The organism is Rahnella sp. CG8, from assembly GCF_023701875.1.
Classification (GTDB): Bacteria; Pseudomonadota; Gammaproteobacteria; order Enterobacterales; family Enterobacteriaceae; genus Rahnella; species Rahnella aceris.
This window is the reverse complement of record NZ_JABAED010000012.1, coordinates 86018-101224: the sequence shown is the minus strand read 5'-3', so window position 1 is coordinate 101224 and position 15207 is coordinate 86018. Positions and strand designations below refer to the sequence as shown.

The window sequence follows — 15207 nt, the reverse complement described above, 5'->3', positions numbered from 1 at the left end:
TTAAAAGGAAAGGTCCGGTATGTCTAAATTCTTTATGAATGACCGCAAGACTCTGATTAACGATGTTATTGAAGGGGTGATCCTGACCTCTCCCTACAAAAACCTGGCAAAACTGGACATCGATCCGGCAATCCGCGTTGTCGTGCGGCGTGACTGGGATAAGAAAAAGGTTGCGCTGATTTCAGGCGGTGGCTCGGGTCATGAACCGGCGCACGTGGGGTTTGTCGGCAAAGGCATGCTCACGGCGGCGGTGTGTGGCGAAGTGTTTGCTTCTCCGAGCGTGGACGCCGTGCTGAACGCGATTGTGGCGGTTACCGGCAAAGCGGGCTGTCTGCTGATCGTCAAAAACTACACCGGCGACCGTCTGAACTTTGGTCTGGCCGCTGAGAAAGCAAAAGGTATGGGCTATAACGTCGAGCTGGTGATGGTCTCCGACGACATTTCCCTGCCGGAAAACAAGCAGCCGCGCGGCATCGCCGGTACGGCGCTGGTGCATAAAATTGCCGGTTACGCGGCTGAGCAGGGCAAATCCCTGAAAGATGTCACCAAAATCGCCCAGCAGGCGATTAATGCGACCGCCAGTATTGGTGTCGCGGCGGCGGGGTGCAGCCTGCCGGGAGGCGGTGAAGATGAAGAAGAGCAACGTATCGAATCGGGCCACGTTGAGCTGGGATTAGGTATTCACGGCGAACCGGGTGTGTCGACCATGAAAACCCAGAACAGCAAAAAAGTGGTGGATACGCTGGTCGGCAAGCTTGCGGAACATGTGAAGAAAAGCGACAAGCTGGCGGTGCTGATCAATAACCTCGGCGGCGTCTCTCCGCTCGAAATGAATCAGATCACCAAAGAGCTGGTGCATTCTGCGCTCGGCAGTTCGATCCGTTATCTGATTGGCCCCGCATCGCTGGTCAGTGCGCTGGATATGAAAGGGTTCTCGCTCTCGGTGATTGCCCTTAAAGGCGGCATTGAGGAAGCCTTGCTGGCAGAAGTGGAAGCCTCCGGCTGGCAGCCTCTGGTGAAGCTTGAGAAACTGGCGATCAAAAAAGGCAAGAAAATCAGCGATAAGAAAACGGTAAAAGCCTCGTCCAATGCGCAGGTTGGCAAAATCGTTGAAACCATTACTCAGACACTTTCTGATCTGGAAGATGAGCTGAATAAACTCGATGCCAAAGTCGGTGACGGCGATACCGGTTCGACGTTTGCCACCGGCGCGCGCGATATCCAGAAAGAAAACAAAGGCAAAAGATTACCGCTGAATAATGTGGCCGATCTTCTGGGCGTTGTCGGCGATCGTCTGGCGACCGTCATGGGCGGATCCAGCGGCGTGCTGATGTCGATCTTCTTTACCGCCGCCGGTAAGAAAGTCGGTGAGGGTGAGAAGTTGCCGAAAGCGTTGCTGTCCGGTCTCGAACGCATGAAGCATTACGGCGGGGCAGATCTCGGGGATCGCACGATGATCGACGCACTGCAACCGGCGCTGGAAGCCCTTGGCAAAAAAGATGCGCTGAAAGGGGCGGCTAAAGCGGCAGCCAAAGGGGCCAAAGACACGGCCAGCATGAAGAAAGCCAATGCGGGGCGCTCTTCTTATCTCAGCAGCAACAGCCTGAAAGGGGTGAAAGATCCCGGCGCAGTGGCCGTTGAAAAAGTGTTTGAGGCGCTGGCGAAAAAATAAGATTGAGCTCAGCAAAAAAGAAAGGCCTGCGGGAAACCGGCAGGCCTTTTTTATGGCAATGAAAACGTCAGGTAATCGCATTGGGATCAATCAGCGAATAAAGCTTTTTATCATGGATCCGCTGTGAAATTTTGTACTGATTTTGTTCATAAATAACGAACTTGCCGATACGGATCGCTTCACGGGAATCCCTGTTAGCAAAATGGTCGTAAACACCGCCGGGATATTTCCCCTTCAGGCCACGGTTAGACCATTTATTCATTTTCATTTTCCACTCAAGAGAATAATGCGCCAGAGGGCAGACGATCTTTGCCCACGGATCGCAAATCAGTGCGTTCTCAAGGATTTTGCCGTTGTTATGTACAGGCTGGGTGCCGACTAATACCAGGCAATGGTCGACCGGACGCGTAATGAAGATGCTGATCACTTTTAATGGCGTACCGGCGAGCCTTTCCCATTTTTGAATGTTTTCACTGATATAACAAAATGCGACGCGGGCATTTTCGCCGCAGTTGCCCGCATTTTCTTTCCCGTTGCGATAATCTTCTTCAACTTTCCGGTAAAGCTGCTGGGAGGAAAGATTGAGCTTTCGCAGACCCCGCACCATGGCACCCCGATCCCTGTCGCCGCCCAGTGAATGCAGCCGGTATTTTTTAGGATCCGACATCATCAGACCATCAATCATTCTTTTATCCGGATAAAACTTATTGGCAGATTTCAGCGACAGTCGTGAACGCGTAAACAGCATGGCTTCGGTAAGCTTGGGTAAGAGTAATTTCTGGAAACGTTTATTATCCATAACGCTATTTTTCCTTTAAAGCCTGATTCAGCAATGGACTATTTGAGCACTCTTTATTGCCCGTATAAAGGAAATGACTTCTTAAGAAATACTGGATCTGCTGAGACCCTCCGCGCCGGAGCAACCTGGATATAATACGGCGCTCAGTCAGAAAACATAATTTGATCTAAAACAATTTTAAGCGATTTGCTCACCCGCCGCAGTTTCCGTCCCCGTATAATTTGCGGCCAATTATTTGCCGCCGAACGAAGACCTTACTATGCCAGTCAGTCTGATCCAACCCGATCGCACCCTGTTTTCTTACCCACGTTACTGGGCCGAATGCTACGGCACTGCGCCGTTTTTCCCGATGACCCGGGAGGAAATGGAACAGCTTGGCTGGGACAGTTGTGATGTGATCGTGGTGACCGGCGATGCCTATGTCGATCATCCGAGTTTTGGCATGGCGATCATTGGCCGCATGCTGGAAGCGCAGGGATTCCGCGTCGGGATCATCGCGCAGCCGGACTGGACCAGCAAAGAAGATTTCATGCGGCTCGGGAAGCCGAATCTGTTTTACGGCGTGACTGCCGGCAATATGGATTCGATGATCAACCGTTATACCGCCGACCGGAAGCTGCGTCATGACGATGCCTATACGCCGGGTAACGTGGGTGGAAAACGTCCGGATCGCGCGACGCTGGTCTACACGCAGCGCTGTAAAGAAGCCTACAGCGATGTACCGGTTTTGCTCGGTGGTATCGAAGCCAGCCTGCGACGTATCGCACATTACGATTACTGGTCCGATACCGTGCGGCGCTCGGTACTGGTGGATTCCAAAGCTGACATGCTGATTTATGGCAACGGCGAAAGGCCGCTGGTGGAAGTGGCGCACCGTCTGGCTGCCGGTGAATCCATTACTGATATTCATGATGTGCGTAACACTGCCGTGATGCGCAAAACGGCGCTTATCGGCTGGAGCGGTGTCGATTCCACACGGCTCGATAAGCCGGGGCGGATTGAGCCGATCATGAATCCGTATGGTGAGGATTTGCCGTGCTCGGAAGGAGAGTTGCCTGCGCCGGATGCCCCGCAACCGGTAACGGTGCGCGCGCCAAAGCCGAAACCGTGGGAGAAAACCTACGTTCTGTTGCCATCATTTGAAAAAGTGAAGGCCGATAAAGTGCTTTACGCGCATACCTCGCGCATTTTGCATCACGAAACCAATCCTGGCTGTGCGCGTGCCCTGATGCAAAAACACGGTGACCGCTATGTGTGGATCAACCCACCGGCGATCCCGCTGTCGACCGAAGAAATGGACGAAGTGTTTGGCCTGCCGTTCCAGCGCGTACCGCACCCGTCTTACGGCAAAGCGACAATTCCGGCATATGACATGATCCGTTTCTCGATCAATATTATGCGTGGCTGTTACGGCGGTTGTGCGTTTTGTTCGATCACCGAGCATGAAGGGCGGATCATTCAGAGCCGCTCGGAAGCGTCGATCGTCCGCGAAATAGAAGAGATCCGCGACAATGTACCGGGATTCACCGGTGTGATTTCCGATCTGGGTGGCCCGACCGCCAACATGTATATGCTGCGCTGTCAGTCGCCGAAAGCGGAACAAAGTTGCCGCCGTGCGTCCTGTGTGTATCCGGAAATCTGTACGCACATGGACACTAACCATGAACCGACGATCAACCTTTACCGCCGTACGCGCAGCCTGAAGGGCATCAAGAAAATACTGATCGCCTCGGGCGTACGTTACGATCTGGCGGTAGAAGATCCGCGTTATATCAAAGAGCTGGCCGAACATCACGTGGGGGGATATCTGAAGATCGCGCCGGAACATACTGAAGCCGGACCGCTGTCCAAAATGATGAAGCCTGGAATGGGCAGCTATTACCGCTTCAAGGAGCTGTTTGACAGCTATTCCAAACAGGCCGGAAAAGAGCAATATCTGATCCCGTACTTTATCTCCGCACATCCGGGGACACGTACCGAAGACATGATCAACCTGGCGCTGTGGCTGAAGAAAAATCGCTTCCGGCTGGATCAGGTGCAGAACTTTTACCCGTCGCCGCTCGCCAGCGCCACCACCATGTATTACAGCGGTAAGAATCCGCTCGGTAAAGTGGATTATAAAAGTGAAGACGTCGTGGTGCCGAAAGGCGATCGTCAGCGGCGGTTGCATAAAGCCTTGCTGCGCTATCACGATCCGGTGAACTGGCCGGTGATCCGCGAGGCGCTGACCGCGATGGGCATGCGCCGTCTGATTGGCATCCGGCCTGATTGTCTGGTGCCGCCGGACGGTTTTGATCCGAAGTTTGCGGCGTCAGTTTCAGGCAAAGCGAAACCGGCCACCACGCGTTTTACCGCCTCAAAAGCGCAGAATCCGTCTGCCGGAAAAGGAAAACCCTCCGGGCAGAGGGTTAATCGAGGTAAAAGACCGGTTTAAGATCGTTACTGACCGGGCTGTTATCGGCATTGGCAGGCATTACGTCTGCCATATGCTTCCACCATTTCTGGCAGATTTCCGTTTTTGCTACCGCGTTCCATCTTTCTTCTGATTCTATTTCCACATAGCCAAACAGCAGATTACGTTTTTCATCAAGAAAAATGCTGTAGTGATGCGCGCCGTGGGCTTTCAGGGTTTCCGCCAGTTCTGGCCAGATTGGCGAATGACGGCGCTGATATTCATCGTGTGCATTCGCATTAACCTGCATCACGAAGGATTTACGGATCATGTTTTTCTCCGGTTAGATTATCGGGGGGTAGAGGGAAAGCTCCTCCCCCTGCGAAGGGGGAGGCTGGGAGGGGGTTTTAAAGATAAACGCCTCGTCAAAGTACACTTCAACACATTCGCTTTTATTTAATACCCCACCCCAACCCTCCCCTTCGCAGGGGAGGGAGCAGACCGAGCTGTTTCCGTGTTCTCCCCTTTCAGGGGGAGCAAAGAAACTACATTGCTTTCAGATACAACTCGCGCACTTCTTCACGAGTTGCGGTGCGCGGATTGCACGGTGCGCACGGGTCAGCCAGCGCTTTATCCAGCCATCCTTCGATATCGCTTTCCTTAATCCCCAGCTCTTTGAAACCGGAAGGAATACCCACGCGGGTGGACAATTTTCGGATAGCGTCAATGGCCGCAATACTGGCCTGTGTTTCGCTGATACCTTGCGTATGTACGCCCATCGCGCGGGCGATATCGGCAAAGCGGTGAGGTGCACTGGCGCGGTTAAACTCTTCGACAACCGGCAGCAAGATGGCATTACAGACGCCGTGCGGCAGATTATGTGTCGCGCCCGGCTGATGCGCCAGTGCGTGAACCAGCCCCAAGCCTGCGCTGTTAAATGCCATACCGGCCAGATATTGTCCCTGCGCCATTTTCTCGCGGGCTTCAATATCATCGCCGTGATCGACTGCTTTTGGCAGCCATTGCGTGATAGTTGAAATCGCGGCGAGCGCGGTCGGATCGGTCAGAGGATGTGCGCCGACAGAAACATAGGCTTCGATAGCGTGGGTTAGCGCATCCATGCCGGTAGCAGCGGTGACACTGGCCGGGATTTTGAGCATAACCGCCGGGTCGTCCACTGCAATATCCGGGATCAGATTGGCGTCGATGATCACTTCTTTCACCTGACGCTGGCTGTCGATGATCACCGCATTGCTGGTGAGTTCTGCGGCTGTGCCCGCTGTGGTATTAATCGCCACCAGGAAGACACCCGGTTTGGTAACTTTGCCGACACCGGAATACATTGTGGCGGGCCCCGGATTGGCGGTCAGAATTTTGATGCCTTTTGCGGTATCAATCGGGCTGCCGCCGCCGAAAGCGATCAGGTAATCGCACTGGTTTTCCTGATACAAACGGAAACCTTCATCAACGTGAGCAGAGGTTGGATTGGGTACCACGCCGCCGTAAATAGCGTAAGGCAGTCCGGCCTGTTTAAGTGCGGAGAATAAACTGTCGAGCAGACCCAGTTCGATTAACTGGCCATCGGTAACGATAAGCGCTTTGCCGTGTTGCTTAGTCGCCAGCATCGCAACCATATCTTCGATTGCGCCCTGACCGTGGAGGCTGATTTTAGGAAGTGCCAACATGAAACTCATAAAAATTCCCTCTATAGAGTAAGTAAAATAGGTGTCCTGTTGTGCGCTGCTCCGCGGTCTTTGCCATTTCCTGCTACGGGAAACATCCACTGTTCCCCGTGCAGGATTTATGAAGTCTGGAGCATAAAGTGCCTGATCAGGCTTTCAGTGCGGCCTCAAAAGGCGTGACGTCAAAACGTTTGCCAAGCGCAATCAGTTCATCGGTCTGGATGGTTTGTTTCATTCCACCCATAGAAATCACTTTCACCAGGATCTCCGCCGATTTTTCAGCAGTGTCGATCAGGCCAAAAGCGTCATCCAGCGTCGGGCCGCAACCGAAGATACCGTGGAATGCCCACAACACCAGGCTGTGATGTTGCATCCGGTCGGAAGTGGCTGCGCCGATACCATCGGTACCCGGCACCATCCACGGTACAATCCCCACGCCGTCGGGGAAGACCACCAGACATTCGGTGCTGCATTCCCACAACTTGCGGGTGATCTTGGCGCTGTCGAGCTCAAGCACGTACGTCAGTGCGATCAGGTTGGTCGCATGGCAATGCATGATCACGCGATCCTGACCGTTGGTGACACGTTTACGCACAGCGTGAGATTGCAGATGTGAGGCCAGTTCAGAGGTTGGCAGACCGCCGGCGGTCAGACCCCACAGGATTTTGTAGCTGGCGCCTTTGTCATCAAGCTGAATAACGGTCAGCGCTTCTGACGGGGCTAATTGCACGTTACGGAAAAACTTACCGGAACCGGTCACGATGAAGTATTCGTTGGCCAGATCAGGCGCATGCTGAGTCAGTTCAACCTGGCGCGGCTGGTCGTAAAAATCATTTTTATAAGGTGCGACGTCTTCCGGTAACAGGCGCATGCTGACGTTGCCGCCGTTACGTTCATCCCAGCCTTTCAGCCACATATCGGTGGTCGCTTTGACCATGCCTTGCACAAACCACGAGCTAAATAATGTTTTCATCGGTTCTTTCCTGCGAATAAGGTGAATGCGTTTCTGTTGCGTTCGGCGGCAATTAACGTTTTGCCAGCACGCTGGTTTCGTAATGACGGACGGTATCCAGCCACTGACCGCCAACCGGTACATCGTGACGCTGACAATACATGTCCCACACGGCCTGCCATGGCAGGGATTTTTGCTCTTCCAGCAGAGCCAGGCGTGCGGTGTAATCGCCTTCGGCTTCCAGTTTTTTCAGTAAATCGGTCGGTTCGAGCAGGGCTTTCAGCAGGGCTTTTTTCATGTTGCGGGTGCCGATAACCCAGGCAGCGATGCGGTTGATCGAGGCATCGAAGAAATCCAGACCGATATGAACGCGGTTGAACAGGTCATGGCGCACGATTTCGCTGGCGATGGCCTGCGTTTCGTCGTCCAGCAGAACTACGTGGTCACTGTCCCAGCGTACCGGACGGCTGACGTGCAGCAGCAGGCGCGGCACATACAGCATCGCAGCAGAAATTTTGTCGGAGATCACTTCAGTCGGGTGGAAGTGGCCGGCATCGAGGCACAGCGCAGTGCCGCGGCTGGCAGCGTAACCGAGATAGAATTCGTTTGAGCCGACGGTGTAGCTTTCAGAACCGATGCCGAACAGTTTGCTTTCAACGGCATCGATGTGTTCGGTGATATCAAACTTCTCAGAAATCACTTCATCAAGTGCGCTCATCAGGCGCTGGCGCGGTGCCAGACGATCGACGGTGATGTCTTTCATGCCATCCGGCACCCAGATATTCATCACTGACGGCGTGCCCAGTGCGCGGCCAAATGAGGCAGAGACACGGCGGCTGGCCTGACAATGTTCAATCCAGAACTGGCGAATTTCCGGGTTTGCGTGTGACAGCGTGAAGCCGTCGGCGCTCAGCGGGTGTGAGAAACAAGACGGGTTGAAGTCCAGACCCAGCTTGTTTTTCTTCGCCCAGTCAACCCAGCCGGTGAAGTGCTTAGGTTCAATCTCATTACGGGCAACGGGCTTATCGGACTCCAGATAAATCGCATGCAGATTCAGCCGGTTAGGGCCAGGGATCATGGAGATCGCCAGTTCTAAGTCAGCACGAAGCTGCTGAGCGTTGCGCGCTTTGCCGGGATAATTACCGGTCGCCTGAATACCGCCGGTCAGGTTGCCCTCAGGGTTTTCGAAGCCAGCGACATCATCCCCCTGCCAGCAATGGATAGAAACGGGCAGGGTATCAAGTTGTTTGATTGCAGCTTCGGCATCAATACCCAACAGTGCAAAGCGTTCTTTGGCAAGTGTCCATGCTTGATCGATAGATGAAGTCATACTGCGAGTTCCTCATTGACGTGACAGAGCGCCTGAAAACGGCGCCAGTGAATAGCGAAATCCGCGTGAATACGTGGAATGTAGTGGTGTTGCTCAAAATTCGTGGCAACAATGCGACGAAATTCAGCGGTATCTTTGACGGCGTTTAACGCCATCAGCTGGCAGCCGATATTGCCAAGCGTTGAAGCTTCCACCGGGCCTGCGCTGACGCTGACCTGACAGACATCAGCACAAAGCTGATTCAGGAACTGGTTCTGACTGCCGCCGCCAACGATGTGGATATCTTCCAGCGGTTTCCCTTGTAAATCAGCAAGTTGCAAGGCGATTTTGCGATACAACATGGCAAGGCTGTCGAAAATACAACGCGCCAGTTCAGCTGGCGACTCTGGCACCGGATCACCCGCCTGACGACAGGCATCGCGAATGGCATCCACCATAGAGGGGGGATTGATAAAACGATCTTCGTTCGGGTTAATCAGATAAGTGAACGGCGTGACGTTTTTAGCCAGCGTGATTAATGACGGTAAATCCTGGATGTTCAGTTCGCGGCAAATCCGCTGGAACAGCCATAAGCCCATGATATTGCGCAACACCCGATAGCTGCCGTCGATACCGCCTTCGTTGGTGATATTGTCGTGGAGTGCCTGGGCATGGTTAAAAGCGTGCGGGCTTTCAATGCCCATCAGCGACCAGGTGCCGGAACTGAGATAGGCGCTGTGTGAACTGGTCAGCGGGGCGGCAACCACCGCGCTGGCGGTATCGTGCGTTGCGACGCTGAATACCGGTACGCTGCGTCCGCGAGGGCTTTTCCACAGTCCCGGGGAGTTACCCGGCTGTGTAGGTTTTTGCAACCAGCGGCGCGGCACACCTGCAAGTTTCAGCAAATCTTCATCCCAGTCACCGGTGGCGAGATTGAGCATCTGTGTGGTGCTGGCGTTGGTGTATTCCCAGTTCAGTTTTCCGGTGAGGCGGTAAAGGAAATAATCCGGGATCATCAGCATGTGGGCTGCTTTACTGACGATTTCAGGCTGTTGTTCGCTCAGCGCGCGCAACTGGTAAAGTGTGTTAAACGGCATGAACTGAATGCCGGTTTTCTGGTACAAATTCTCGCGGCCAAACTGCTGTTCCATCCGCGCCATCACGCCTTCCGTGCGGTTGTCACGATAAGCAACCGGCAAGCCGACCCGCTGCCCCTGTGCATCAAGCAGGACATAATCCACTCCCCAGGTATCAATCCCGATACCGTCAAGCTGAACGCCGGACGCGTCGAGGCGATTCAGCCCTTCAAGTATGTGTTTCTCCAGCGCATCAAGGTCCCAGGTATCGTGGCCATCAACGCGGATCAGGTTATTAGGAAAACGGTGGATTTCTTTCAGTGTCAGCGTCGCTGCCGGATCGGGATCCTGACGGGTAAACGTCGCCAGCATCACCCGGCCGCTGGAAGCGCCGAGGTCAATAGCGGCAAGATGGTGTGTTCTCATAGCGGCCATTCCTTATTGAATATGTGGCCAGTGTAGGGGAGGCGCCTGAGGGACACCTTCCGGTGATTGCCACCGGTTTTGGCGGGATGGCAGCATTAAAAAGGTAGATGCGAGGCAGATCACATAACGGTTCAAAGCTGACTGAAACAGGGTTTTGCCGCGCCGGAGTAAACCGGAATACGCGATTGTGATCTTTGCCGCAGATCTGCATCACGACAGGCTGAATCTTTGAAATATGACCGTTTATGGCGCTTTTGCTGCCGTGGTTTGAAGGCAAAAACGCAGGGCGCAGGGTAGGGTTGGTTCCCGAAGCACAAGGATTTTGAACCGGAGGTGATACATGACGTTACTGAGAGGTGATGATTATTTTGCGGCACCTGAGCTGACTGTGACGGTTGAGCGGCGGCTTCCGCAAGATGTATTCCCGGAGCACTACCATGATTTCCACGAAATTATGCTGGTGGAAAGCGGATCGGGTGTGCATATCTTCAATGACAACCCTTATACACTGACGGCCGGTACGGTCTGTTTCGTGCGCGCCAGCGATCATCATCTGTTTGAAAATGTGGATAACCTGCGGCTGACCAATGTGCTGTTCCGCTCGCCGAAGGCGTTCCGGTTCATTCAGGACGTCGGCCACTTCCTTCCTCAGGAACATCACTATCAGTCACAGGTCCACTGGCAGCTCAGTCCGTGCGTGCTTCAGCAGGTACTGAACTGCATCACACTGCTTGCAGCGTTGCCTGACAGTGTTGAAATGGAACACATCGCGACCCGTGAAAGTCTGTTTTTACAACTGCTGATCCTGCTTTATCAGGACTGTTTCCAGTCACAATTGCGAGATACCTCGGAAAACAGGGTCAATCAACTTTTGCAATGGCTCCAGTCGCATTACAGTGAGGACGTCAACTGGACCGAGGCTGCAGAACGTTTTTCGCTGGCGCTGAGAACATTACATCGTCAGATGAAGCATTACACCGGCATGACGCCACAGCGGTATCTCAACCGACTGAGGTTGCTGGAGGCGCGCCGTCGTTTACATCATAGCGATCAAAGTATTACCGACATCGCCTATGCCTGCGGCTTCAGTGACAGTAACCACTTCTCGACACAGTTTCGTCGGGAGTTTTCGGTGTCGCCAAAACTCATGCGTGATCAGTTGCGTTAAACGGCACCTCTCGCGGTTTCCGGTATTCTTACCTGAGAACTGCCTCGTTTATTTTGTCGTCAAACGGGTTTGAGATTGCATCTATGTCATTGAAATTGAATAAAAATGACTTCTTCCTGACCAAAATGAATTCGGTCGTGGTGGCTGAACGTCACCCGCAGGCCGACTTTCCGAGTCATGACCATGATTTTGATGAACTGGTCATTGTCTGGCGTGGTAATGGTCTGCATGTCTGGAACGACATCCCTTATCCCATCACCTGTGGTGACTTGTTTTATATTAATTCGCGGGACCGGCATAGCTATGAGTCAGTCAATGAACTGGCACTGGATAATGTGCTGTTTTGCCGTGAGCGTTTCGGGCTGGCAGCCGACTGGTCGCAATTATTACCGGGTGAAAATGTCAGCCAGGAACAACGTTACTGGCGTTTAAGTACGCTTGGCATGGCGGTTTTGCGCGATAAAGTGGATGAGCTTGCTAAAGAGTGTATGAAATCGGAGCCGCTTTCGATCCAGCTGAGTGAAGCCCTGTTGATGCAACTGGCACTGTTGTTACTGCGTTTTCGTCAGCGGCCGGACAGTGGCGCGTTACCGGATGCGCATCAGCTGGATCTATTGCTGATGGCTCTGCGGGCAAATATCTCCGCTCCCTTCCATCTTGAAACGTTTTGTCTGCAACATCAGCTCAATCCGCGTGCTTTACGTTCGCTGTTCAAGCAGTACACCGGCATGAGCGTGACCCATTATTTACGTCAGTTGAGGCTTTGCCGGGCGATGAGTTTGCTGCGCTACGGCAACATGACGATCAGTGACGTGGCCGCTGAATGCGGCTTTGATGACAGTAACTATTTTTCTGTGGTGTTCAGTCGTGCAAGTGGTGTTTCGCCGCGGGACTACCGGCAGCGTTTTACACAGCAGACCGGCAAAATCCTTTTATCCTCAACGACAGCAGAATAAGTTCTGCTGTCGTTGAGAAACGTAACGCTTACAGTGCCATACCCAGACCGACAATATTCGCCGCCAGAATAATCACCAGCGCACCGATACAAAGAACGCGTACTGGTTTTTTGCCTACCCCGAGCCATTCTTTCAGCACCAGACCGACGATGCCTCCGCACAATACGTAGAAACTCATATGCAGCATCCAGCTCATGTAATCATATTCTGCAGGGATGCTGGCATGGCCCCAGGCGTAGAAGAAGAACTGCAGATACCACATCACGCCGCCAATAATGGAAAAGACCGCATTGGTGAGCAGCAGGGATTTCGCCACCGACATATCGGCGCGCAAAGAGATGGTTTTACGTGTTGCCAGACGGATAAAGCAGAAACCGAGGTTAACGACCGCACCGCCGCCCATAATCACCACATAACTTGGCAGGGCAACGTACAACGGATCAATCCCGAGTTCGCGTGCTGCTTCGTGCATTGGCACCGCAGCGCTCATGGCGAAAGACATCCCTGCGGAGAAAATCCCGCACATTACAGCCAGAATCAGCCCTTTTCGCAGATTGAACTCTTCAGCTTTAATGCCCAATGCTTTTTCTTTCAGGAAACCCGCATAGCTGACAATTGCCACACCGATGACCGCAACAAATACGCCGAGCAGGGTAAGCTGGCCACCTGTTGTGCCAAACAGCATGCCAATTTTGCCCTGTAAAACAGGCGTCATCAGCGTCCCGATAATCAGGGTAATGCCGATGGCGATGCCTATCCCCATCGACATACCGAGGTAGCGCATGGTCAGGCCGTAGTTGATGTTACCGATGCCCCACATGGCGCCAAACAGGAAAATGGGCAGCAGGGTCGCAAAACTGAATGAACCGTAATAGACCCAGAAATCAGGCAACAGCACGTAGCTGACCGCCCACGGTAAAATGATCCAGGAAAAGAAGCCGCCAAGCGACCACATGGTTTCCCATGACCAATGTTTAACTTGTTTGAATGGCGCATAGAAGCAAGCTGCGCTGGCTGCTCCTATCAGATGCCAGATAATCCCTAACACTATCGAACTGTTCATACACTGGACCTTTTATTATGTAGAGTGATGAGATAAACAAAAGCGCTGCTGTTAACTGATCCTTCAGAAACATGAGCAGCGGGTGGCGGTAGTGTAAGAAGTGTCCGGTAGTGGAGCCTTCCGGTCAGTGCCACAGAGAAATCAGCGCTGGCACTCGCCGGAAGATGAACATGAGTCAGTTCACAAATCCAGTAAGAGAATTAATAATTACATTAAATCAACAAACTAGGACATTTTTAGAGACTTTTTAGAGACAAAGGGATTGTGGTTGCAGAAGAGGTCGATAGCGGGTGGGAAATGGACTCAAGACGTCTTTTAGGATTATTTTTATCTGTGCTTATTTCGTGGTGAAGCGGACGTGTGCAGGCATATTTAAGTAGATTTAAAAAGTTGAAAAGTAACAGGGAGTAGTAACATTCATTATAGTAAACAAGTTTCTTTACTTTCAGCCAGAACCATTAATCTGGCTGAAAGTTGAATGATTATGCAGTGAAAATGAATGACGGCTTTCTTTATGACGAACCGGTAAAACGCTGAACATTGTTCGCAAAAATTAATAACAATAAGTGTGTTGTTATTAATACTATATATAAATCATCGTCAGGCTATTTTTTCTTCCACGGCTTGCTGTATCTCCTTGGTCTCTTCCCAGGCATAAAATATTTTATTACGGCCGCTGTTTTTTGCGTTATAGAGTGAGGCATCGGCTTTACCTAAAGTCTTAATAAAGTCACCGTCCTCCAGCGCAGCCAGCCCGGCACTTACCGTGACGTGGGTGGAGACCTCAACATTAAACAAATGCGGGATATTCAGCCCGAGGACTTTATTCTGGATACGCTCTGCCATGCGAACCGCGTGTTCCTGTTTAACGTTGGACATCAGTACCAGGAACTCTTCTCCGCCATAACGGACAACCACATCCCGCGAGCGCACTGCATCGCGGATAGCGGCAGAGACACGCACCAATGCCTGATCGCCCATCGAGTGGCCATAGTTGTCGTTATAGGCTTTGAAATGGTCGATATCGAGCAGCATAACGTAGTGCCCTGAATCCTGATTGAACAGCGTTTCCAGCTTATTCTGCAAACCCCGGCGGTTGTAAAGGCCGGTCAGCGGATCGAGCATACTCAGGTCGCTGAATTTTTCCCGTTCGCTGTAGAGATTGGACACCATTCTGCGCGTAAATTCATCGCTGCGTTTGAGCATCAGATGATGCAGCCACAGGCCAATCAGCGGCAATGACACGGTAAATAAGATGCGCTCGACATGTTGGAAATCGTCTAAGAAGATGACGCAAAGAGTAGAAGGTACTGCATGCAGGCAAAAAGCCAGAAAATTATCTGATAAAGCGATGGCACTGATAAAGAATATACTGAGCAAGCTGACTAAAAGATAATTTTTATCCAGATGGCCGATTTCTTCAAAGCGTAAGGTTATTTGCCAGGCCCATAACAGCCCGACGGCGACTGAACACATATTAAGATGGGCAGAGTAATTTTTCTTACTGAAAAAAGAAAATATCAGCCCTGAAAAACAAAGCACAAAAATCAGCACCAACGGAAATGGCGTAGAGACTGCATTCTCTGGCGGGTAAGCCATAGAAAATAATGCAGTTGCACTATTTAAAAAAAAGAATAGCAACATCGCCAGCCGATGTTTGCTTTTAAGCAGCTCATCATAGGAATGAGATATCATCAAATTTACTCTATTTA

12 protein-coding genes are annotated in these 15207 nt (G+C 52.1%); 4 read left to right on the top strand and 8 right to left on the bottom strand.

Annotated features, from left to right (window positions below):
• Positions 1-19: 19 nt before the first annotated feature.
• Positions 20-1672, top strand: a complete 1653-nt coding sequence (locus tag HGO41_RS13330) for a dihydroxyacetone kinase subunit DhaK (protein ID WP_112197406.1) — start codon at positions 20-22, stop codon at positions 1670-1672.
• Between the two features lie 67 nt (positions 1673-1739).
• On the opposite strand, the gene HGO41_RS13325 is transcribed toward HGO41_RS13330, so the two are convergent.
• The gene (locus HGO41_RS13325; RefSeq protein WP_013577127.1) at positions 1740-2471 is read right to left on the bottom strand and encodes a hypothetical protein; all 732 of its coding nucleotides are present in this window, start codon (positions 2469-2471) and stop codon (positions 1740-1742) included.
• A gap of 259 nt (positions 2472-2730) precedes the next feature.
• Here HGO41_RS13325 and HGO41_RS13320 point away from each other — a divergent pair, with 259 nt between their 5' ends.
• Positions 2731-4905, top strand: a complete 2175-nt coding sequence (locus HGO41_RS13320) for a YgiQ family radical SAM protein (RefSeq protein WP_013577126.1) — start codon at positions 2731-2733, stop codon at positions 4903-4905.
• Here HGO41_RS13320 and rhaM read toward each other — a convergent pair.
• From rhaM to rhaB, 5 genes are all read right to left on the bottom strand, one after another.
• Complete coding sequence (rhaM, locus tag HGO41_RS13315; protein WP_013577125.1) at positions 4880-5194, bottom strand: L-rhamnose mutarotase; 315 nt, start codon at positions 5192-5194, stop codon at positions 4880-4882. The two genes, HGO41_RS13320 and rhaM, sit on opposite strands and share 26 nt — an antisense overlap.
• A gap of 214 nt (positions 5195-5408) precedes the next feature.
• Positions 5409-6557 (bottom strand): lactaldehyde reductase, encoded by a 1149-nt coding sequence (fucO, locus tag HGO41_RS13310; protein ID WP_112198611.1) that lies wholly within the window; start codon positions 6555-6557, stop codon positions 5409-5411.
• A 136-nt stretch (positions 6558-6693) separates the two neighbouring features.
• Entirely contained in the window at positions 6694-7518 is an 825-nt protein-coding gene (gene rhaD / locus HGO41_RS13305) for a rhamnulose-1-phosphate aldolase (RefSeq protein ID WP_013577123.1), read from the bottom strand.
• Between the two features lie 52 nt (positions 7519-7570).
• Positions 7571-8827, bottom strand: coding sequence for an L-rhamnose isomerase (locus HGO41_RS13300; protein ID WP_250981097.1), 1257 nt, complete (start codon positions 8825-8827; stop codon positions 7571-7573).
• Positions 8824-10308 (bottom strand): rhamnulokinase, encoded by a 1485-nt coding sequence (rhaB, locus tag HGO41_RS13295; protein ID WP_250981096.1) that lies wholly within the window; start codon positions 10306-10308, stop codon positions 8824-8826. The genes HGO41_RS13300 and rhaB overlap by 4 nt, the downstream gene beginning before the upstream one ends.
• A gap of 340 nt (positions 10309-10648) precedes the next feature.
• On the opposite strand from rhaB, the gene rhaS reads away from it, so the two are divergent.
• Together rhaS and rhaR are read left to right on the top strand one after the other, a co-directional pair.
• Entirely contained in the window at positions 10649-11476 is an 828-nt protein-coding gene (gene rhaS, locus HGO41_RS13290) for an HTH-type transcriptional activator RhaS (RefSeq protein ID WP_217244638.1), read from the top strand.
• Positions 11477-11559: 83 nt separating this feature from the next.
• Positions 11560-12432 (top strand): HTH-type transcriptional activator RhaR, encoded by an 873-nt coding sequence (gene rhaR / locus HGO41_RS13285; protein WP_013577119.1) that lies wholly within the window; start codon positions 11560-11562, stop codon positions 12430-12432.
• Between the two features lie 28 nt (positions 12433-12460).
• Here the strand turns inward: rhaR and rhaT are convergent, their stop codons facing one another.
• Both rhaT and HGO41_RS13275 read right to left on the bottom strand, forming a co-directional pair.
• Positions 12461-13495 (bottom strand): L-rhamnose/proton symporter RhaT, encoded by a 1035-nt coding sequence (gene rhaT, locus HGO41_RS13280; protein WP_131638380.1) that lies wholly within the window; start codon positions 13493-13495, stop codon positions 12461-12463.
• A gap of 600 nt (positions 13496-14095) precedes the next feature.
• Positions 14096-15190: a GGDEF domain-containing protein gene (locus HGO41_RS13275; RefSeq protein ID WP_250981107.1), complete on the bottom strand. Its 1095-nt coding sequence runs from the start codon at positions 15188-15190 to the stop codon at positions 14096-14098.
• Positions 15191-15207: the final 17 nt, after the last annotated feature.

Excerpts from the sequence above, each read along its gene's own strand:
- rhaB (WP_250981096.1), bottom strand. The coding sequence starts at position 10,308 with ATGAGAACACACCATCTTGCCGCTATTGACCTCGGCGCTTCCAGCGGC.
- HGO41_RS13325 (WP_013577127.1), bottom strand. The coding sequence starts at position 2,471 with ATGGATAATAAACGTTTCCAGAAATTACTCTTACCCAAGCTTACCGAA.
- rhaT (WP_131638380.1), bottom strand. The coding sequence starts at position 13,495 with ATGAACAGTTCGATAGTGTTAGGGATTATCTGGCATCTGATAGGAGCA.
- rhaD (WP_013577123.1), bottom strand. The coding sequence starts at position 7,518 with ATGAAAACATTATTTAGCTCGTGGTTTGTGCAAGGCATGGTCAAAGCG.
- fucO (WP_112198611.1), bottom strand. The coding sequence starts at position 6,557 with ATGAGTTTCATGTTGGCACTTCCTAAAATCAGCCTCCACGGTCAGGGC.
- rhaR (WP_013577119.1), top strand. The coding sequence starts at position 11,560 with ATGTCATTGAAATTGAATAAAAATGACTTCTTCCTGACCAAAATGAAT.
- HGO41_RS13275 (WP_250981107.1), bottom strand. The coding sequence starts at position 15,190 with ATGATATCTCATTCCTATGATGAGCTGCTTAAAAGCAAACATCGGCTG.
- HGO41_RS13300 (WP_250981097.1), bottom strand. The coding sequence starts at position 8,827 with ATGACTTCATCTATCGATCAAGCATGGACACTTGCCAAAGAACGCTTT.
- rhaS (WP_217244638.1), top strand. The coding sequence starts at position 10,649 with ATGACGTTACTGAGAGGTGATGATTATTTTGCGGCACCTGAGCTGACT.
- HGO41_RS13320 (WP_013577126.1), top strand. The coding sequence starts at position 2,731 with ATGCCAGTCAGTCTGATCCAACCCGATCGCACCCTGTTTTCTTACCCA.
- rhaM (WP_013577125.1), bottom strand. The coding sequence starts at position 5,194 with ATGATCCGTAAATCCTTCGTGATGCAGGTTAATGCGAATGCACACGAT.
- HGO41_RS13330 (WP_112197406.1), top strand. The coding sequence starts at position 20 with ATGTCTAAATTCTTTATGAATGACCGCAAGACTCTGATTAACGATGTT.